Source organism: Marinomonas arctica (genome assembly GCF_003259225.1).
In the GTDB taxonomy this organism is placed as follows: Bacteria; Pseudomonadota; Gammaproteobacteria; order Pseudomonadales; family Marinomonadaceae; genus Marinomonas; species Marinomonas arctica.
The window spans coordinates 103,648-124,747 of sequence record NZ_QHJF01000003.1; the positions used below are offsets into that span (position 1 = coordinate 103,648).

Consider the following 21,100-nt stretch of genomic DNA (forward strand, 5'->3'; position numbering starts at 1 on the left):
TTAATAGAAATAGAAAGTGATAGAAGTACACAGAAAGGAAATATAAAACGGGCTAAACAGCCCGTTTTATAAAGCTTGAATTAATGAGCAGCAAACACCAATAAATTTGGCGACACTTCATTAAAATCCAATGCCATGGTCACACTAAGCGCCGTGACCGTAATAATGGAAAAGAAGAACACTTGTCGTGCCCACTTATTCACATCAATACCTAAACGGTAACCTCGCAACGCCATGGCTAACCACCACAGACTCGTCGCGAGAGCAACAACCATAAAGCCAATTCCAACATAGCCAGTCAGTGGTAAAAGTGCTGCAACCACTGCAAAAGCAGCAATGTGGAGGACTATATGGCGCTTGGCTTTTGCAATACCTTGTGACACAGGCAAAACAGGAATACCTGCCGCTTCGTAATCTTTATAGCGAAAAATAGCAATCGCATAAGAATGTGGCATCTGCCAAATACAAAACATCGTCAGAAGAATAGCAGCACCAGCGTCAAACTGACCTGCAGCGGCACAATATCCCACCACTGGAGGAACCGCACCCGATAAACTACCAACAAAGGTTCCATAAACGGAATTGCGCTTGAAATACATGGTATACAAGCCAACGTAGACAACATAACCAAAGGCGGCAAAAGCAACCGCTACCCAGTTAGTAAAATACGCCAATAAAGCAAAGCCAATAACACCTAACACAACACCATGAAAAAACGCCGCTTTACCGGACATTTCACCATTGACCGTAACGCGGTTACGTGTACGTTGCATTTTTGCATCAATATCTCTATCGACATAGTTGTTAATGGCACAGCCAGAAGCAACCACTAACGACAAGCCAATAACCGTCGCTAGCATAAGAATCCAATCAATCTCGCCACGGGAGGCTAGAAAGAAGCCCCCCGCAACAGAGATGAGGTTGCCCATAATGATGCCAGGCTTAGTCACCTGAAGATAACGCTTAAACATCTTTATAGGCTCCCACCGGACAGGTATCACATAACATGAAAAAAGTCCGCATAATCATCAAATTACTCTGCTTACATCATCATCGCGTTGGAAGCGTAGATAATCCATACGGACAATCCCACCACCATAACAATGATAACAGCAGAAAAAATAAATGAATAAGTATCCAACTTACCTTGTTGAGAAAAGTTCAAATGAAGGAAGTACTTCAAATGTACAAAAATCTGAACAATGGCCAACACAACGATTGTTATGTAAGTTGGTCCTTTATCAAACGCTTCCGTCATAACCATCCAAAATGGGATAGCGGTCAGAATAACCGACCAAATAAAGCCCACTACGTATGATTTAACGCTACCGTGTGAATGCGCTTCAGAAGAATGATCGCTCATTAGATCGCCCCCATCAGATAAACAACGGTGAAAACACAGATCCAGATAATATCCAAAAAGTGCCAGAACAAGCTTAGGCAAGCCAAACGAGTCAACGCTCGGCCTGTTAATCCTGTCATCACAATTTCAACAAACAAAATTATCATCCAAATTAAGCCAGCGGTAACATGCAAACCATGCAAGCCAACTAAGCTGAAAAAGGCAGATAAAAAGGCGCTGGCCTGAGGACCATTACCGTTGTGGATTAAATGGTTAAACTCATACAATTCTAGCGCGATGAATATCCCACCAAAAATGAAAGTCGCCACCAACCACATCAATGTACCGGCACGATTCTTTCTATGAGCACAGATCATGGCGAAACCGAACGTGATACTTGAAATAAGTAGCGCGGCGGTACCAGCAAGAATCAACTCAAGCTCAAAAATCTCTTTTCCGGACACGCCACCGGCTGTGTTCATAAAGAGCACAGCGTAGGTAGCGAAGACTGATGCAAAAAGCAAACAGTCTGTCATCAGGTACAACCAGAACCCAAATACGGTGTTGCCACCAGTATCGTGGTGCTCGTCATGAGCGGCGTCGTGAGCGCCGTGTGTATTCATATGTGTTGTGCTCATGATTACCCCTTAGCCACGTTATCTAAATGTGCATTCTCAATGCGAGCCACTTCATCTGGCTGAACATAGTAATCCACATCTTTGGTATAAGCGCGCACCACAAAAGTGACAATCGAGCCAACCAAACCAACAATAGCTAACCACCAAATATGCCAAATCATAGCGAAACCAAAGGCTGTGATAAGACCACCAATAACAATACCTGCCATGGTGTTTCTCGGCATATGAATTGGCGCATAGCTCTCTTTACGAACGTACGCTGTGCCTTTTTCTTTCATATCAGTAAACGCATCGATATCAGAAACAACAGGAAGCTCGGCAAAGTTATAGAACTGTGGTGGAGACGACGTCGCCCACTCAAGCGTATGGCCGTTCCATGGATCACCTGTTGTATCCAAGTTCTGCTTACGATCGCGGAAGCTAACGTACAATTGTAGGAATTGACAGATGATACCCGCAAGGATAACAAATGCACCAACCACAGCTATGTACAGCCAGATATTCCAGTCTGGGTTATCCGTATGGTTAAGACGACGAGTCATACCCAAGAAGCCCAATACGTAAAGAGGCATAAAGGCTAAGAAGAAGCCGACTAACCAGCACCAGAAAGCCGCTTTACCCAACTTCACGTTAAGGTGGAAGCCCATCACTTTCGGGAACCAGAAAGCAAAACCAGCTAGATAACCAAATACCGCACCACCGATGATGGTGTTATGGAAATGGGCAATCAAGAATAAACTGTTATGCAATACATAGTCCGCACCAGGTACGGCAAGTAGTACACCTGTCATACCACCGATAGTGAAGGTCACCATAAAACCAAGTGTCCATAGAACCGGCACAGTCACACGAAGACGACCGCGGTACATAGTGAACAACCAGTTAAACAATTTCACACCCGTTGGGACTGCGATAATCATCGTCATGATACCGAAGAAGGCATTGACGTTCGCGCTGGAGCCCATGGTAAAGAAGTGATGCAACCACACGATGAAACCAAGAATGGAAATCGACGCAGTGGCCCACACCATAGACTTGTAGCCGAACAAACGCTTACCAGTAAAGGTAGACACGATCTCAGAGAAGATACCAAATGCTGGAAGTACAAGGATGTACACCTCAGGGTGACCCCATGCCCAGAACAAGTTGATATACATCATTGAGTTACCGCCGCCATCATTCGTAAAGAAGTGGAAGTCTAGGTAACGGTCAAGCGTTAACATAGCCAGTACAGCCGTCAAAATTGGGAATGATGCAGCGATCAAAATGTTGGCCCAAGTACAGGTCCAAGTAAAGATCGGCATATCCATCAATTTCATGCCAGGAGCACGCATTTTAAATACAGTTACCAAGAAGTTAACTGCGGTTAAAGTGGTACCGATACCCGATATCTGCAATGCCCATATGTAATAGTCGACCCCAACGCCTGGACTGTATTCCAAACCAGACAATGGTGGATACGCTACCCAACCGGTCATGGCAAATTCACCAAGGCCTAGGGAAATGTTGACTAATACCGCACCAGAAACAGCAAGCCAGAAGCTTAAGTTGTTCAAGAACGGGAAGGCAACGTCACGAGCACCAATCTGTAAAGGCACCACGATATTCATCAAACCGATCATAAATGGCATAGCCATGAAGATGATCATGATCACACCGTGAGCGGTAAAGATTTGGTCGTAGTGACTTGGAGGCAAATAGCCAGGATCACCGTTCGTGGCGAGCGCAAGTTGCAAACGCATCATGATGGCATCAGCGAAGCCACGAATAAGCATTACGAATGCCAATACGATGTACATTACACCCAGACGTTTATGGTCAACAGACGTTAACCAGTCATTCCAGAGTACACCAAGTAAGTTGTTTTTTATCACTAGGAAGGCAACAACAAACGCCGCAACCGCTACCACGCACAAAGTCGTGATAACAATCGGGTCGTATGGAAGCGCATCCCAGGATAGTTTGCCTAAGAGTGCAGACATTATTTTTCAGCCTCCGTATGCATATCATGCGATGAGTGTTGAGACTCCTCATGATTCATGCCACTGTGGTTCATGTCACCATGACTCATTTCACCATGGCCTGAATTGCCATGAATCATTTTAGAATCAAAAACAGTCCCCTCTAACAACTCAACCTTGCCGTGATCTTTCATAAACTTCATAACATTGTCCATGAAAATGCTTGATTTAATAGAGTTGTAATATTGAACTGGCGTAGGTTCAACGTGATGAGCATCTAGATCAAATTCAGCAAGCGCTTCATAGGAAGCCTGATCCAGTACGCCATTGTTAATGGCACCTTCTATGGATTGTGCTTTCACGCCTTCAACCCAAGCGTCAAAATCTGCTTCAGTTTCTGTCGCAATGGCTTTGAACTTCATACCAGTGAAACCAGCACCACTGTAGTTTGCCGAAATACCATCAAATGTACCTGGCTCATTCGCAATCAAGTGTAGCTTAGTCACCATACCTGCCATTGAGTAAATTTGACTACCCAATTGAGGAATGAAGAACGAGTTCATTGTGCCTTCAGAAGAAATATTGAAAGCAACAGGAACGTTTGCTGGGAATCTCAGCTCGTTCACAGACGCAATACCAAGGTCTGGATAGACGAACAACCACTTCCAGTTCATCGAAATGACCTGAACGTTGATGTGCTCTTTCTCATGTTCTAAAGGCTTATAAGGGTCTAAAGCATGAGTCGATTTCCAAGTAATTACAGCCAAAATAATGACAATAATAATTGGCACAGACCAAACGATAGTTTCAATTTTTGTGGAGTGAGACCACTTAGGTTCGTAGATTTCGTCACGACCTTCACGGTATTTCCAAGCGAAATACAGTGTCATGAAAATGACAGGAATCACAACAAGCAGCATCAGCAAAGTCGCAACAATAATTAGTTGCTTCTCTTCAATACCAACTTGCCCTTTAGGATCGAGCACACCACCCTGACAACCGGCGAGCAAGCCCACCATTAGCGCCAAAGCGACTTTATTTAGGATACGAGTTAACAAGAGAATCATCCTCTAACCCTTATGTTCACAAAACTGCTACCTAAGATCAGGTAACAGAACGAAAATCCGGCAAAGCCGGGTATTTCAGTAAGATCACCTCACTGTAAAAACAGTGTAAGAACCATTACTGTGTCAACAATATTAACGCAGTAATAATCCTTCTGGATCACCTAAATCTGAAAAAGGGAGCTCTACATCTCATCGCACATCGTGCCTCGGCACGATTTAGGCGTTCTTTCGGAACGTCAGTACGAAGTAAAGAGAAGGCCATTTTTTGGCGAGCAAGGTTGTTATTGGTCGTAATGGACCAATAACTAACCAATAACAAGGAGATAAACACGATGCTAAAGAGTGGCATCGTATTAAAAATAGGGTCGGTCGTGATAGCCATGTGGCCATCAGTCAAAGAGGAGATAGTAACCAGCAGTAATAATAACGCAAGGCAATGGACGGCAAAAACGGGGCGCAAAAAATTCGCCAAAACGCTGGATACCGAATTCACATAATGATGCAGAATGTCTTGAAATTTTTTCAATTTGTCCATCCGATTCATAAAAACAAAAGTGAAAATGCCGTTTTTACCCGCTTCATACGAATTTAAGAGTGCGAAATATAGCAAAATTTATACGACCATACAAAGTGTAGTTTAGCCTTTGTTCATCTTTGCTTCACGGCCTTTTTATAAAAATTCACATTCTTGTCTTGAGCCAACGAATCCCATTTCTTTCTAAGGCACCAAGATTAACATTCTTCCCATACAATTTCCTTACAAAATGTAAGTCTTATTTTGTCCTCATTTCAGCTTCCATCCAAGATTGCATCCTTATTATCATATACGCCATGTCGTCTTCTTTTGGACCACTAAAGCCCAATAAAAAACCCTGTTTTTGGTTGTTTTTATCACCGTAGTGCCGCGATAAAGAGGACAGCACAATACCTTCATAAGATAAATCTTGTGCCATACGCTGTTCCAACGTCGCTTCGCCCCTTATTGAGGACGCAAGATTTGCCTTTATGTGTATTAATATGTGCATGCCTCCCCGAGGCGCTTTCCAGTCAAACCAAGGCGTAAGATGCGCCTCCAAAAGACGCAATAATGCATCACGCTTAAAACGGTAATGTCGACGCATCCGGTTCACATGGCGATCAAAATGACCTTGTTGCATAAAATCGGCGACCACAGGTTGAATAGGCAAAGACACCGAAGACCCCAACACATGCTGACTATGGTGCAACGTCGCAACGTGTTTCATGGGCGCCACAATAAAACCAAGCCGCAAACCACGAAACAGCACTTTAGAAAAGCTCCCCACAAAGAACACACGATCACCAACTTGATCATGAATATTCGCCGTCTGCATAAAAGGCACATTGCTTCGCCCCTGATAGACAAATTCATTATCGTAATCGTCCTCTATTAGCCACCAGCTTGGTGAATCATTCTGTAACACTTGTAACCATTGTTGTCGACGCGTCGCACTGAGGCTCATACCAAGCGGATATTGTCGATTTGGCGTCACAATGGCCACATTCGAAGCACATTCACTGTCAGGTAAACAAGGGCCATCTTCATCGACAAGCAGTGTGCCTCTGTTTGTGTGGGAAGGGACAGCCTCGCGAATGGGTGGATACGTCGGTTCTTCTACCCACCATTTGATTGACGAATGATGAGAGCCGTCGATCGACATCAGAGCATGCTGCAAAAGAAGAAACGAATCACGGCTCCCTGCGGTGACAACAATTTGCTCCGCCAAACAGTCAAGACCACGAACACGGTACAAATAATCGACTATTGCGGTTTTTAACTCGGGATAGCCAGTTGCATATCCTCCTTGCAATACCATTAAGTCAGGTCGAAGCCAGCTACGTCGCATGCTTGCGGCCCATTTCTTGGTAGGAAAAACAGACATATCAGCCCCTGCGTCAAATGCTCGTGTCGGCTGCGTTTTATTGTCCGATGATAGAGAAGCAGGGCGTTTCTCCATACGATGACCCACCATAGGCAAAGCCGCCACAAAAACGCCGCGTTTTTCTTCACTGGTTAAAATGCCTTCTGCAATTAACTGGTCGTAGGCCCGCGATGTGGTACTGCGGGAAACCCCTAAGGAAGCGGCTAAAAATCGTGAGGAGGGCAGCTTATCGCCAACCGATAATTCACCCGACACAATGCCCTGATGAATTTGATCCATTAATTGTTGGTAATAGGGCGCGCCGTCCTCTAAAGAGAAACGTAAACTCGTCATGGTGTGTTTCATATCTGGCCTGCTTTTTTATCTTCATTCTGGCTATTCTTATAGAAGCCAGTTTTCTCTACAGTCTGGTTATAGCCAAACCCCCATTGAGAAACAAGGAGAGAATGCATGAGCCAGTCACTAGAAGAAACCGCATTAAATCAAGTCAAACGCGGGCCAAACAGAGCAATCTACGACAAAGATATTGCACTCAATATTATTGATTCATCACTCATGTGCCATGTCGGACAAAGCAAAGATGGACAGGTATTTGTCACTCCCACTTGTCACTGGCGCGATGGTGACTATTTGTATTGGCACGGCCACTCGAAGGCTCGAAATGTCAAAGGGCCCATTGATGCACAGGAGAAAGTCTGTATCAATATCTCCCAGCTCGATGGTTTAGTGATGGCACGCTCCGCCTTCCACCATTCAGTAAACTATCGCTCGGTGACCTTATTTGGCGTGCCAGAGCGGGTCGAAGAGAAAGAAGAGAAAATCCGTCAATTTAAGATTTTCTTAGATAAAGTCAGCCCAGGCCGCTGGGAGGCGTTACGCCCAGTCAACGATCAAGAAATCAAAGCCACTGGCGTTGTGCGGATCAAAATCGACGAAGCGTCAGTCAAAATGCGTGCCGAACCGCCAGTCGATGATCCAGCCGATAACGATTGGCCAATATGGGCAGGCGTCATACCGGCCAACGTATCTTGGGGAGAGATGGAACAAGATCCAATACAAACCAAGCCTTACCCTGAACCAACACCACCCAATGCGTATTAACGCATCAAAAACATGCGAAGCATTATAGTACGGGGAGAGAATTGCTAAGTTTTAGCTCAAAAATGCTACAAACCCATCTTTTATGCACCATTAATGCACATTTATGCAGCTTTTATCTTGCGGTTTTCCATAAAATCGCTAATCTTGCACCCTTTTTTACGATTCTACGCGTTTCTTAGGGTGTCTTTTTACAAAAAAGCACTCCTAGCATTCAACCCACGAACAATAACACAATCGATATTATCGAATAACGGGAGTGCCCTACATGGCAGCAATCATAGACTTTTTAAACACGATTTTCTGGGGGTATATCCTCATCTATGGACTACTAGCCGTCGGCGTGTATTTCACCTTACGCCTTGGTTTCATTCAGGTCCGACGCTTTCCAGAATTCATCCGTACTGTTCTTAAAGCCCCACAATCTGATCGTGGCGGTATCTCTCCTTTCCAAGCCCTTTGTACTAGTCTCGCTTCTCGTGTTGGAACAGGCAACATGACAGGTGTGGCTGTCGCGTTATATTTAGGTGGCCCTGGGGCCATTTTTTGGATGTGGGTGGTGGCCATTATCGGTATGGCAACCGCCTACGCGGAAAGTACCTTGGCTCAGCTCTACAAAATGCGCGATCAAAATGGACAACTACGTGGTGGTCCAGCGTTTTATATCAGCAAAGGTTTAAAAGCCCCTTGGGCTGGCGCGATTTTTTCTCTGGCGCTTATCTTAGCCTTTGGTTTGGTCTTTAATGCCGTTCAAGCCAACTCAATTGCAGGTGCCATGGAAGGCGCATTTGGTATCGACACCAGCGTCACTGGCATCGTCATCATGCTATTAGCAGCCGTGGTTATCTTTGGCGGTATCAAGAAAATTGCGCGCTTTGCGGAAATTGTGGTGCCATTCATGGCGGTTTTATACCTGCTACTCGCCCTATATGTAATCTTTACCAATCTTTCTGATGTGCCAGCGGCATTCGCGTTAATCGTCAAAAGCGCCTTTGGTATTGAGCAAGCGGCAGGCGGTGTACTAGGTGCCATGCTTAACGGTGTAAAACGTGGCTTGTTTTCTAACGAAGCAGGTATGGGTTCTGCGCCCAATATCGCAGCGGTAGCCACACCAAACCCTCATCACCCTGCGTCTCAAGGCATGGTGCAATCCTTAGGTGTTTTTATTGATACATTGCTGATTTGTACGGCAACCGCCTTAATGATTCTGCTATCCGGCGCGTTGGGTAACGGTGAAACGGGCATCATGTTGACACAAACCGCCTTGACCACTCACATTGGTAGCGCAGGCCATTACTTTGTGGCAATCGCCATTTTCTTCTTCGCGTTTACTTCCATCATTGGTAACTACACCTATGCAGAAAATGCGCTGACGTACCTAAAGTGGGCAAACAAACCAGGGATTTTTATTTTACGTATCCTCGCTCTGGGTATGATCCCATGGGGCGCTTATGAAAGTGTGGCTATGGTATTTAACGCCGCCGACGCGGCAATGGGCCTCATGGCGACCATTAACCTAATCGCTATTATGATGCTCTCAGGATTGGTGGTAAAACTCACTAAAGACTATTTCACTCAGTTGAAAACAAAGACTCCCGTGTTTAACTCAGATGACTATCCAGAAATTCGTGACGATATTGATCTCAGTGTTTGGGATGAAAAACCCGGTAAATAAACAACGAATACGACTTTAGTAAGGTTAAAAAAAACAAAACCCGCTGTACAGCGGGTTTTTCATTTCTACTATTCAAGCACTACAAAGCATGATGTAAATGCACTACATTTTCGCGGCAATCTTATGTGCTAAACCATGCAAAAACGGCCCAGCAATAAAAGAAATAATGCCTGCTGCGGGCCATGCTAATACCCAAGCATGCATCCAAAAGGACACAAAATCAGGGTGTAATCCAATGTTCACGTAGGTAATCCACGCCGACATCATCAACGACAAGGTAAAGGACATAAGCACTGCAAAAATAATTCTGTGTTTCATTTTTCTCTCCTGATGAACTTATCGTCTTCTCTTAAACAAAGAGTGCTCCAGACGAAAAGTAAGTAAACGACTCAAACCTTAGATACATACTAGCAAGCATCTTTATTTGTAAATATACTGATTTTTTAAAATCAAATTTACGAAAATGCAAAATGCTTGATGATCTAAAGATTTTTATCACCGCGGCCAACAAAAATAGCCTGACCGCTGCGGCTCAGCATCTTGATATGACCATCGCTACCGTGTCGCGTCGTATCAGTGCGCTTGAACAAAAACTTGGCTGCGAGCTATTACATCGCTCAACAAAAGGCCTCACACTGACGCCAATAGGGGAAAGCTACTACCAAGAATGCGCCGAATTCATCGATGCATTGGATCAACGTATTTCCAATCTCGATCAAACCTTGAACAGCTTAAAAGGCGACTTAAAAATATTAGCACCAGTCAATTTAGGCAGTGGACCACTGGATGAATTTTGGCGAGACTTTGTGCAACAACACCCAGAGATTGAATTAAACATCGAACTGAGCAACACAGTGCAAGACATAAGAGACACGCGCGCCGACATCGCATTACGCTCTGGGCAACAACCCAGCTCGTCTCTTATTCAGAAGCGCATCGGTCATATCGAGCCCATTTTAGTTGCATCGCCCAAAGTATCCTTTTTGCTGCCTAGCTCGATAGACGCCTTACAGCAATCCCCAAGCATCGCCTCCAACATGTTTTCTGATTGGTTACTGATGAATCATCAAGGCGAATACTATCCAATGAATAAAGAACACCAACATATTAGTAACGACATGAACATTACGCTCAACCTTGCCAAAGCAGGCGCAGGCATAGCATTAATGCCCATGAGCATGGTGCACGGCGCGCTGGCGACAGGCGAACTTATTCGGGTTTTGCCTGAATGGCGCGGCCAAAATAGAGAAATATTTTTAGTCTGGCCCTATCGTCGAAGCCTATCTGCTAGAGCGAAACTATTACGCGACGAACTCACACAATACCTTCATCAACAAAGCTGGTTTCATCCAAGTTCTTAACCTCAAAAGCAAGAGTCTAAAAAGCAAAATTTGGTTACACTGACGCACGAATAACGACCGACGACTTATCAATAAGGATTAATATGGAAAACTTATTCTGGTGGCAATATGCCTTAATCGGTGCCATTTTTATATGGAGCGGCTTTGTTCGCAGTGGCCTAGGATTCGGCGGTGCAGTCCTTGCGTTACCTTTTCTATTATTAGTAAAAAACGACCCTCTGTTATTTTTGCCGATTATTTCCATTCACCTTTTGGTATTTTCCAGCTGGATTGCATGGCAAGGGGCGAAAACCACCAAGCAACAAGCTCAACTCGCCGCAGAGCGAGGCGAAGCACCGCAAGAAGCCCAGGGCAACATCGCGTGGGGTTATTTAAAGAAAGCGCTTGGCATCATGATAGTGCCGAAATTGATCGGCGTATTTGGCTTATTAACCTTACCGGGCAACATAGTCACTGGGGTGATTTTCGTCATCGTCGCGGTATTTGCCGTGTCTTATATTCTCAATAAACCCTTTTACACCAACAACAAATTCCTCGATACGGTTTTCCTCATGCTCGGCGGTTACGTCAGCGGCACCTCTTTAATAGGCGCACCGCTTATAGTCTCCGTCTTCGCCACCAAAGTCCCACGCCATCAACTGCGTGATACCTTGTTCGTGCTTTGGTTTATCTTAGTGATGATCAAAATGGCGTCCTTCCTCATCGCCGGCATTGACCTACAACTCATTCACCAGCTTTGGTTACTGCCTTGCGCCTTGATTGGACACGTCTTTGGGCAAAAGCTCCACAACCGCATTCAAAAAGCCGAAACACCCGTCTTCTTCCAATTTGTCGGCTGGGCGCTACTCATCGTCTGCGGGTTTGGCTTGTACTCGACCTTCATGCTTTGAGGTTTTTAATTCGTCTTTAACGCAACCACTCACGGTTAGCTCAGTCACTAGATCAACCCTCGCTTCGGCGCTAAAGCGAGAACGTCCGCTCGGTGTTGATCTAGTGACATTCGCTATCTAAATGGTCGCTTCTCGACGACTAGGTATACCTTGCCCACAATGCTTGATTCCTCTTCATTCATGCAAGTCGCTCACATCAAATAAGACATTATAAAGATCAACTATTGATGAGTATTTACTAAACATTCCTTTGTTAATTTCACGTATCATGGGTCGTTCTGCTTTATACCCATCATGATCTCCCTTTGTATGCCGAGCTATTTTTGCCTCCACTAAAGAAGGCAAGGGCTCATTGGCTCTTCCGCCAAAATACAAAAATGGCCCGAGATCTAATGTAGACTCATCAAAATACAGCCATATCACACAGCCTGCTGGTTTATTGGAGAGTTTAGTATGAACTTTTTGAGTAGAAGTTCGACCACCTAAATAGGAAGATTTAAGTTGTATATGCCTAACCACACCCTCTCTTTCTACTATTAAGTCGTAACCGGAATTATCCACTTCAGGCTTAGCAACCTCCAAAGAGCAATCTCCCATTTTCCATGAAATTTTTAGCAATTCACTAATAAATAAATGCTCAATCAACGTTTCTCGATAGGATGAATAAATAGAATGCTTGCTCATAAATTGAAATCCGTCATATTTTCAAGGCTATTTATGCTTAATAACCATTCAATATAAACTATTTTTTGCCACCAACCATGATATTCCAACAAAGACCAACACCGATTGGATGTTCTCGCTTTAGCGCTTCTTTTTAACCCGAAAAGAGGCGTTGGTCTTTGTTGCGGGTTTACCGATGAAGATCTTTTTGATAAGCGCGGCTGAGCGGCTAACTAGGCGGGTGATGACTCAGACAATTGATCAACCAGATAAACGATGGATTGATACTCGATGCCGCTGTGTTCGGTTAAGCCAATCTCGCAGGTTCGGCTGTTGGAGTAACCCGCTTCGCAGCCTTCTACGGCTTTGGCGAGGGTTTTCAAGGCGCTGGCGTTGAGTTCGGGGGTCGAGAAGCCTTTGTCGCCGGCAAAGCCACAGCAGGTAATGTCTGGTGGGATCACGACTTCGTCGGCGAGTTGATGAGCAAGCTGTACGAAGCTGTCGGCGAGTCCCATGCGAGTTGTGCTGCACGTCACATGCAAGGCGATTTTGCCGAGCTTCTCTTTCACCGTTAGGTTTGGCATCACATGAGTGGAGACAAAGCCCACTTGCTCATGCAGCTCTAAACAGGGATCAAGGCTTTCCTGCATGCGTAGCAAGCAAGGACTGACATCGCAGACGATGGGAATTCTGCCATTATCGCTGGCTTCGAGTAGTAAACTATTGAGATCGTTGGCTTTTTGGTTGGCGGCGTCGAATTGCCCTTTGGATTGAAACGCCATACCACAGCATTGGCTATCTATGTCTTTGGGTACAGTGACTTTATAGCCTGCTTTTTGCAATACAGAGAACATCACCTCCATGACGGAGCGTTTATCGTCGGCATTCGGCCCCGCGCCCATGACACGAGTCGCACAGCTAGGAAAGTAAATGACTTCTTTTTGCATGTCATCACATTGCAAGACAGGAATAGACTTCAAAGACGACGCTGCGTTGGGCATTTGTTTATGCCACTTCGGCACTGCGCCATGGGAGACTTTATTCATTAACGAAGTAACCGCCGTCATGCCTGAATCCCCCATAATACGACGGGCACTGCCAGCAAGGCCAAGCCCCATTCTTGCGGTTTTGGTGACGCCTGCAAAATGATCGGCAACCCAATAGCCAACTTTGCTGTCTGGGTGACGATCATGGCGCAACTCACGGGTTAAATCGCCCGTATTGATGCCGACCGGACACTGCATAGAACACAAACCACAGCCAGCACACGTATCAACGCCTTGATAATCATAATCTTTTTTCAGCTCAGCAAGACGTTCGGGGTCATCACCTGAGGCAATCAGTCGTTGGATTTCGCGCCAAATCACTATGCGTTGGCGCGGTGTTAAGGTAATGGATTTTGACGGACAGGAGGATTCACAAAAGCCGCATTCGATACAGGTATCCACTTTGTCATTGGCTTTGGGCAAGGGTTTGAGGTTCTGCACATGCAAGTTGGCATTGTGTGACAAGATCACATCTGGGTTGAGCAAGCCTTGCGGGTCAAAGGCACGCTTGATTTCCCACATAATGTCGTAGGCTTCTTTGCCCCATTCCAATTCCACATAAGGCGCCATGTTGCGACCTGTGCCGTGTTCCGCTTTCAACGAGCCTTTGTACTTAACCGCGACTAATTGCGCCACTTCGTCCATCAATTGTTCGTAGCGTTTCACTTCCTTCGGATCATCAAAACCTTGAGTAAACACGAAATGCAAATTGCCTTCTAAAGCGTGGCCGAACAGAATTGCCTCACTGTAACCGTGTTTTTGAAACACGCCTTGCAACTCCAGAACGCCTTCAGCAAGTTTTTCAATGGGGAAGGCCACGTCTTCAATGATGACGGTCGTACCCACAGAGCGAACCGCGCCAACAGCGGGGAACAAGCCTTTGCGAATCTTCCAATAAGAGTCGTAAATAACCTTGTCTTGAGTAAATTCGATTGGATTGAGTGTGGCTTGACCGCTTAACGCCTGTTTCACCAAGACCAAATTCGTTTCTAACTCTTCGGCATCGGCAGCCCGTACATCGACCAATAAACCAGCCGATTGCGAGCCAAGGGACGACAATATCTCCGGCATACCCGGTTTGCCTTCCACCGCCCGCAAGCCAGCACGATCAATCAATTCCACCGCAGAAACCGGTGAGCTTTTTAACGCCGTCACCGCTCGGCAGGTGACTTCCATATCCTCAAAGAAGATCATCGCGGCGGCTTTAATGGGGTGATCCACCACGGTTTCGTAGGTCACTTCGCTGATAAAGCCCAACGTCCCTTCAGAGCCGATCATCAGATGCAGCAAGATATCAAAGGGGTCTTGAAAGTCCGTTAAACTGTTTAAACTGTATCCTGTGGTGTTTTTTAGACGATATTTGTGTCTAATTTTGTCGGCTAATTCGCTATTGGATTGCACGCTTTTAGACAAACGAACCAGCGTATCCAGCAAGTCAGCATTGCGATTTCCAAAGGCTAAACGACTTGCTCCATCAGCCGTATCCAATAGGGAACCATCGGCAAAAATCAAACGGGCACTTTGAATGGTGTGATAGCTGTTCTGTGCCGTGCCGCAACACATACCACTGGCGTTGTTCGCCGCAATACCGCCAATCATACAAGCATTAATGGACGCAGGATCTGGGCCGATTTTACGCTGGAAGGGCGCTAGCAGCTGATTGGCGCGTGCACCAATAATGCCTGGCTGGAGGGAAATAGAACGACCATGGTCATGCAGTCGATGACCTTTCCAGTTATCGGACAATTGCATCAAAATAGAATCCGTTACCGCCTGCCCAGACAAACTTGTGCCCGCCGCGCGGAAGGTCACCGGTAAATTGCGTTTTCTGGCTTCTTTCAGCACCAATTGCACTTCCGCTTCATTGTCGACTCGCACTACCAATTGCGGAATCAGGCGATAAAAGCTGGCATCTGTACCATAGGCCAAAGTACGAAGTGGATCTCGGATCAATCGCGTCTCATCAATAGTGCCATTTTTCGCGTCTTTTAAGGCGATGTATAAATCGCGGTATTGAGCCGCTTTGGATGCCAGTGAGTCGGTAGAAGTCGGGGCAGTGTTCATCAGAGATTCCACGGCAGTAGCCTTTTTTATTGTTAGAGAGTATGAGTGTTGAAAATTAGACTAGACAAATTGGTCATACCAATTTACCTTTTAAATATAAGGCACATTAAGAAGCTAACCAAACTTTGTCAACCGATATTTTAGTCGATATTTCGTGAATTTTAGCGACAATATTAATTGGTTTTACCACTTTTAAACTTACACACAGCTTTCACGAAAGAAATATTTAAAAACCATTTTTAGGACAATCCATGGATTCCAAGCACTTTGGTCGCGTTAAACAACCGAAAATCTCCGACATCATCATGAAAGAGCTCGAAAGCATGATTTTAGAAGGCAGTTTCACTGCAGGGCAAAAACTGCCGCCAGAAAGGGAATTGGCAGCGCGCTTTGACGTGTCTCGCCCTTCGTTGCGGGAAGCCATTCAAAAATTAATCGCGCGCGGCGTGTTATTCAGTCGTCATGGTGGCGGTACCTATGTGTCGGAGCAACTCGGCAGCTCCTTTGCCGATCCACTGCAAGATCTGCTCAGTTCCCATGATGAATTTTTATACGACCAGTTGGAGTTTCGCGATGCGTTAGAAAGTCTTGCTGCTTATTACGCCGCGTTGCGCAGCACCGATGCAGACAAAACTAAGCTCACTCACTGTTTTCATCAACTGGTGGAAGCCAACCAAAATAAAGCCTTCGCCTTGGAAACAAAGCTCGATGTGGAATTTCATATGATCATCGCGGAAGCCGCGCACAATGTGGTCTTACTACACACACTTCGCGGCCTACACGCCATGTTGGCGAAGAGCATTTCGAGCAACTTGAGAAATTTATTCGAAAAACCCGCAGCACGCCAACGTGTGATGGAACAACATAGGAATCTGTATCAAGCCATCATGGAGGGCAATGCGGAAGACGCTCGCACCGCGGCGCATACGCATTTGGTGTTTGTGGAAGATAATCTATTAAAAATGCGCCAAGAAGAAACACGAATCCAGCGCTCGCTACGCAGAAACGAACACCAGAATTCTTAAGTTTTGTAGGCCTGATGAGGGAGGCACGACCGTAATCAGGCGTGTGACGCTATTCATCCTACAATTGGTTGATTTATATTGTTTTTTTGTAGGTCGTGGCTTTAGCCCGACAAGACGTAATTTGTCGTTATGAGTTTTTTGTCGGCATAAATGCGCGACCTACAAGATCAACGAAAGTTGTTTAGCGACAGCCTCCTTCGCGGGAAGGACAATCGTTGCTATGATTATTAACGACATAAGCGGCGAGGAATTACACCCGAAGAGATTAAGAATTCGCGAACCACACACCTTTCTTCATATTCTGCAGATAACACCAATACAGCGTAATGGCTCTGGCGATGAACAGCATGGCTTGGCTAAACCATAGACCATGATTGCCAAGATCCTGAGTGATAAACCAAACAGGGAAGAACACGCCGACCACACAAAAGATCATGGTGTTTTGCATTTGCTTTACGCTTGTCGTGCCGATGAAAATGCCATCCAACATAAAAGACCAAATGCCTAACAGAGGGAAGAAGATAAGCCAAGGTAGGTACAGTGCCGCATCGTCCCGAACCGTTTGTACACTGGTCAGTAACGCAATGATGTGATTACCAAAAAGCCAAAATATCAGCATCAGCACCACCGCGGCAAACAGCGCCCAATAGGTCGAAAGTTGAATCACTTTCTTAAAATTCGCTTTGTCTTTACGACCATAATATTCGCCACACAAGGCTTCTACCGAGAAAGCAAAACCATCCAAAGCGTTAGAAATAATCATCAAGAAAGTCAGCAAAACAGCATTGGCAGCGAGAATAGAATCCCCTTGGCGCGCGCCTTGTGCCGTGAAAAACAACATCACCAGCAGTAAGAGAATCGTGCGTACAAACAGGTAGCGATTCACTCTCACCAAGGCCATATATTCACGCCATTTCGCCAAAACGCTTAGGGGAACATGACCAGAAAAGCCTTTTAACTTATGCCACGCCAACACTCCCGCGACCGTGACACCAATGTAGTGCGCAAACACCGTCGCCCACGCCACACCGTCACTCGCCATGCCCAAACCATAAACCGCGAGGTAATCAAGAATCATATTGGCAAGATTGATCACCAATAACATCCACAGCGGCCCTTTGGAATATTGCACACCAAAGAACCAACCCATTAGCGCATAACCCGCCAACACGGCTGGCGCGCTGAAGATACGCGCCTCGCAATACAAACGTGCCCACGGTTCCACTTCCGCACTGGGCGCCATTAAGCTAATGGCTAATTCAATAATTGGCCCACGAAAAAGAATCAGCATTAAGCCGATAAACACACCCATTAAAATCGATTGCAACAGCAGTTCACGAACGCGTCTGTCGTCACCTTGCCCAAGAGCCTGTGCTGTCAGCCCGGTTGAGCCCATGCGCAAAAAACCAAATGCCCAAAACAAAAAACTAAAAATACTCGCGCCAATCGCCACCGCGGCCAAATGCGTTGCGGTCCCTAAATGTCCCACCACCGCCGTATCCACTAAGCCAAGTAAAGGGGTCGTGATGTTCGATACCATCGGCGGCCACGCCATGCGCCAAATTTTTTGATTTAATACAGCATTTGCACGATACGAGCAAAAAAGAGCACTGGGGGATAACTTTGACACACGAGACTCACTTGTGGATAAAAAACAATCAATATCGAAAAACAGGAACGCCTTGATCTGTGGAAAATGATAGCAGTTATTCACATTTAGAGGCAGTTTTTACTCACTTTGTGCAGTAATTGGTCAAAATCGCGTGATTATCAAGTATGGTTCTCGTTTGAAGCGGACTTACCCACAAAAATAAACGGATTTAACCCCATAAAATTCAAACATTCTAATATGGGATAAGTGATGCTTTTTTCCACAATCATGCGCACATCGTCGTAAAACTTTGCTAAACTGGCGTTTATTTTTTATCGCTCGGAGAAACCGAATGCCCAAGCAATTTAAACCCTTTCTGGAAGGTTTAGCCGTCGGCTGCGTCTTTATCAGCATCACGATGTTATTTCAAATCCCCCTGTATATGAGTTTCATCATTGGCGGATTAGCGGCCATTGGCGGTTATCGCAACTCGATCAAAATGGATCAAGAAAAAGCCGCGAAAAAAGCACAAAACCAACCAAAAGACACCGAATAACATGACGGTGTCTAACCCACCTGTTTATGGCGAAGGCGATGCTACTCTTCAAGCTGTCGGCGGATTACTAGGCTTGCAAAAATTAGTCGAAACCTTTTACCGAATCATGGAAAACACACCAGAGTTTCGGCCTTTGTTTGATATGCATCCGAGTAATACGGCACTGACCATCGACAAGTTGGTGTCGTTTTTATCCGGTTGGATGGGTGGCGAAAAGCTATTTTCAAAAAAGTACGGCCCCACCAGCTTACCGCAAGCTCATGCCCACTTAATCGTTACCGAAAAAGAAAAAGCCATGTGGTTAAACTGCATGGCAGCGGCACTGGATGAGCTAGATTACCCAGACGCATTAAAAGCCTATTTGCTACCTCAGCTCGCTTTTCCGGCCGAACGAATTCGACAGGTAAGTGCAGCGAGACACCAGTAAATTATTCTCAGCACTACTTGTAATCAAAGCAAATGACATTCTTCCTCGAAACTATCGCCTACCTCGTTTGAATGTCATTGTGCTTTGAATAACTTCATTCAGGTGTTTTTAAATGCGTACTTCTTTAGCAATGACAATCCCTAAGCGTTTTGCCAAGCGGGCTAGGTTGGCGCGGTCCATAGACAGCTGTTGAGCGGCTTTGCTCCAGTTGCCACCATTGATTTCTAATGCTTTGCAAATTAACTCTCGTTGATAAGTCTCTGTTTCTAAACGTAAATCGATTGATGTGTGTTTTTCTAAGCGCGGCGGCGCTAGCTCGTTTTTCTGTCTCTTTTCTTGGGTACTATTGTCGATCTGTAACCCTGTTAAATGCGCCGATGAAATAACGGTAATCCCTGTTGCATTGTCTGATTTAGCGCTTTCTGCCTTAGAACTCTCTGCCTTAGAGAAAAGCGCAGCACGGGAAATGACGTGCTCTAGCTCTCGAACATTCCCAGGCCAGTGATACGCCTCTAATAATTCGATGGCTGATGCGGATAACGTCAGTTGTTGCAGGCCTAATTTACGGCGGAAGCGCTCAGCAAAAAATCCCGCTAACAAGGGCACATCGCCTTGTCGTTCTCGTAACGGCGGAACTTGGATTGGAAAAACACTAAGGCGATGGAATAAGTCAGCACGAAAACGATTGTCTGCCACTTCGGTTTCTAAATGTCGGTTGGTTGCCGCAATGATGCGCACGTTTACCTTGCGGATTTGATCTTTGCCGACCGCTTGGATTTCTTGGTTTTGAATCGCTCTGAGCAAGGTGCCTTGCACTTCTAAAGGCAGCTCACCAATTTCATCTAAAAACAAAGTGCCGCCATCCGCCAGTAAAAATTTTCCCTGACGATCCCGATCCGCGCCAGTAAAAGCGCCTTTTACATGACCAAATAACTCACTTTCAATAAGATGATGAGGAATCGCCGCGCAATTCACATACACCATAGGCGCATCAAAGCGTGATGATTTGTCATGTAACATCCGTGCCACCAGCTCTTTACCTACCCCCGTTTCCCCTTCGATCAAGATAGAAAAGTCTGACGGTGCGACCAGATTAATCGACTGCTTGAGGTCTTGCATGGCCTTGCTTTGACCAATCATTTCATGGCTTTGCTCTGCGATGACTTTTAATACGTTTTGGGCGTGTTGCGACTGATTTTCTAAACGCTCCATCAAGATCGCGGTATTCAGCGTCATAGCTGCCATGGTGCCAATGATTTCCAACGCGCGGGCGTCGATATTATCAAACACGCCCGGCAGGATGCTGTCTAATGTCACCACGCCAATCAATTTGCCTTCCAAATACAGCGGCACACCCATACAAGAATGCACAGGCAAATTCTCGTCATGACCTAACACCATGCCATCGTAAGGGTCGGGAAGAGGGGAGTCAGCAGGAAAGCGAACCGGATAATGCCCCGCACAAATGGCTTTTAATCGGGGCTGCTCTTCAATAATAAAGCGTCGCCCCATTAGATCTTCCGATAAACCACGCTGAGCCAGCGGCGTCAGCACGCCATTACTGTGAAACAACAAGACCACCGCATCGCAGTTGATCGTTGCCCGCACCGCGTACACCAATTGCTCAAAGCGATTAGGTTGCGTTACGGCGCTGGCAAGGTCGAGGGCAAAGCTCAACAAAGCATTATTAGAAACCTGATTCATGATGATCGACTCATAGGACGAATGACTGTTCATGTCAATTTGACTCAAAGATATCATATAGACTTTTATATTAGCGAGTCATATTGACTCT

At 45.7% G+C, this 21,100-nt stretch carries 19 protein-coding genes; 8 read left to right on the forward strand and 11 right to left on the reverse strand.

The features are described from left to right. Window positions 1-80 precede the first annotated feature (80 nt). The 5 genes from cyoE to cyoA all read right to left on the reverse strand — a co-directional run bounded on the left by cyoE (window position 81) and on the right by cyoA (window position 5,008). Window positions 81-971, reverse strand: coding sequence for a heme o synthase (gene cyoE / locus DK187_RS02220; protein WP_111605710.1), 891 nt, complete (start codon window positions 969-971; stop codon window positions 81-83). A 71-nt stretch (window positions 972-1,042) separates the two neighbouring features. Next, window positions 1,043-1,363 (reverse strand): cytochrome o ubiquinol oxidase subunit IV, encoded by a 321-nt coding sequence (gene cyoD, locus DK187_RS02225; RefSeq protein ID WP_111605711.1) that lies wholly within the window; start codon window positions 1,361-1,363, stop codon window positions 1,043-1,045. Continuing rightward, window positions 1,363-1,980 carry a cytochrome o ubiquinol oxidase subunit III gene (cyoC, locus tag DK187_RS02230; protein WP_111605712.1) on the reverse strand — a complete coding sequence of 206 codons (618 nt, stop codon included), beginning with the start codon at window positions 1,978-1,980 and terminating at the stop codon, window positions 1,363-1,365. Before cyoC ends, cyoD begins: the two co-directional genes overlap by 1 nt. A 2-nt stretch (window positions 1,981-1,982) precedes the next feature. Further along, window positions 1,983-3,962 (reverse strand): cytochrome o ubiquinol oxidase subunit I, encoded by a 1,980-nt coding sequence (gene cyoB / locus DK187_RS02235; RefSeq protein WP_111605713.1) that lies wholly within the window; start codon window positions 3,960-3,962, stop codon window positions 1,983-1,985. Beyond that, window positions 3,962-5,008 (reverse strand): ubiquinol oxidase subunit II, encoded by a 1,047-nt coding sequence (cyoA, locus tag DK187_RS02240; RefSeq protein WP_204355567.1) that lies wholly within the window; start codon window positions 5,006-5,008, stop codon window positions 3,962-3,964. The genes cyoB and cyoA overlap by 1 nt, the downstream gene beginning before the upstream one ends. 332 nt (window positions 5,009-5,340) lie before the next feature. Between cyoA and DK187_RS21080 the strand changes: the two genes are divergently transcribed. Beyond that, a complete protein-coding gene (locus DK187_RS21080; protein WP_162623471.1) occupies window positions 5,341-5,505 on the forward strand; it encodes a hypothetical protein in 165 nt (54 codons plus the stop codon). A gap of 276 nt (window positions 5,506-5,781) precedes the next feature. Here the strand turns inward: DK187_RS21080 and pdxR are convergent, their stop codons facing one another. Then, window positions 5,782-7,242 carry a MocR-like pyridoxine biosynthesis transcription factor PdxR gene (gene pdxR, locus DK187_RS02245; protein ID WP_223232271.1) on the reverse strand — a complete coding sequence of 487 codons (1,461 nt, stop codon included), beginning with the start codon at window positions 7,240-7,242 and terminating at the stop codon, window positions 5,782-5,784. A 117-nt stretch (window positions 7,243-7,359) separates the two neighbouring features. Between pdxR and DK187_RS02250 the strand changes: the two genes are divergently transcribed. Beyond that, window positions 7,360-8,010 (forward strand): pyridoxamine 5'-phosphate oxidase family protein, encoded by a 651-nt coding sequence (locus DK187_RS02250; RefSeq protein ID WP_111605715.1) that lies wholly within the window; start codon window positions 7,360-7,362, stop codon window positions 8,008-8,010. 265 nt (window positions 8,011-8,275) lie between these two features. Continuing rightward, a complete protein-coding gene (locus tag DK187_RS02255) occupies window positions 8,276-9,682 on the forward strand; it encodes an alanine/glycine:cation symporter family protein (protein ID WP_111605716.1) in 1,407 nt (468 codons plus the stop codon). A gap of 102 nt (window positions 9,683-9,784) precedes the next feature. Here the strand turns inward: DK187_RS02255 and DK187_RS02260 are convergent, their stop codons facing one another. Next, window positions 9,785-10,000 carry a DUF2798 domain-containing protein gene (locus DK187_RS02260; protein WP_111605717.1) on the reverse strand — a complete coding sequence of 72 codons (216 nt, stop codon included), beginning with the start codon at window positions 9,998-10,000 and terminating at the stop codon, window positions 9,785-9,787. A gap of 152 nt (window positions 10,001-10,152) precedes the next feature. Here DK187_RS02260 and DK187_RS02265 point away from each other — a divergent pair, with 152 nt between their 5' ends. Beyond that, complete coding sequence (locus DK187_RS02265) at window positions 10,153-11,043, forward strand: LysR family transcriptional regulator (protein ID WP_111605718.1); 891 nt, start codon at window positions 10,153-10,155, stop codon at window positions 11,041-11,043. An 83-nt stretch (window positions 11,044-11,126) separates the two neighbouring features. After that, window positions 11,127-11,933: a sulfite exporter TauE/SafE family protein gene (locus DK187_RS02270; protein WP_111605719.1), complete on the forward strand. Its 807-nt coding sequence runs from the start codon at window positions 11,127-11,129 to the stop codon at window positions 11,931-11,933. 174 nt (window positions 11,934-12,107) lie between these two features. Here DK187_RS02270 and DK187_RS02275 read toward each other — a convergent pair whose 3' ends face one another. Together DK187_RS02275 and DK187_RS02280 are read right to left on the reverse strand one after the other, a co-directional pair. Further along, complete coding sequence (locus DK187_RS02275) at window positions 12,108-12,617, reverse strand: PDDEXK-like family protein (RefSeq protein ID WP_111605720.1); 510 nt, start codon at window positions 12,615-12,617, stop codon at window positions 12,108-12,110. Between the two features lie 212 nt (window positions 12,618-12,829). Then, window positions 12,830-15,706 carry an FAD-binding and (Fe-S)-binding domain-containing protein gene (locus DK187_RS02280; protein WP_111605721.1) on the reverse strand — a complete coding sequence of 959 codons (2,877 nt, stop codon included), beginning with the start codon at window positions 15,704-15,706 and terminating at the stop codon, window positions 12,830-12,832. A gap of 251 nt (window positions 15,707-15,957) precedes the next feature. On the opposite strand from DK187_RS02280, the gene DK187_RS02285 reads away from it, so the two are divergent. Continuing rightward, window positions 15,958-16,731, forward strand: a complete 774-nt coding sequence (locus tag DK187_RS02285; RefSeq protein ID WP_111605722.1) for an FCD domain-containing protein — start codon at window positions 15,958-15,960, stop codon at window positions 16,729-16,731. Window positions 16,732-16,996: 265 nt separating this feature from the next. Here DK187_RS02285 and DK187_RS02290 read toward each other — a convergent pair whose 3' ends face one another. Then, window positions 16,997-18,286, reverse strand: a complete 1,290-nt coding sequence (locus DK187_RS02290) for an MATE family efflux transporter (RefSeq protein ID WP_111605803.1) — start codon at window positions 18,284-18,286, stop codon at window positions 16,997-16,999. Window positions 18,287-18,674: 388 nt separating this feature from the next. Between DK187_RS02290 and DK187_RS02295 the strand changes: the two genes are divergently transcribed. Together DK187_RS02295 and DK187_RS02300 are read left to right on the forward strand one after the other, a co-directional pair. Further along, window positions 18,675-18,878, forward strand: a complete 204-nt coding sequence (locus DK187_RS02295) for a hypothetical protein (RefSeq protein WP_111605723.1) — start codon at window positions 18,675-18,677, stop codon at window positions 18,876-18,878. Window position 18,879: 1 nt separating this feature from the next. Continuing rightward, window positions 18,880-19,305: a group II truncated hemoglobin gene (locus DK187_RS02300; protein ID WP_111605724.1), complete on the forward strand. Its 426-nt coding sequence runs from the start codon at window positions 18,880-18,882 to the stop codon at window positions 19,303-19,305. Window positions 19,306-19,413: 108 nt separating this feature from the next. Here the strand turns inward: DK187_RS02300 and norR are convergent, their stop codons facing one another. Next, window positions 19,414-21,042 (reverse strand): nitric oxide reductase transcriptional regulator NorR, encoded by a 1,629-nt coding sequence (norR, locus tag DK187_RS02305; protein ID WP_223232270.1) that lies wholly within the window; start codon window positions 21,040-21,042, stop codon window positions 19,414-19,416. Between the last annotated feature and the right edge of the window lie 58 nt (window positions 21,043-21,100).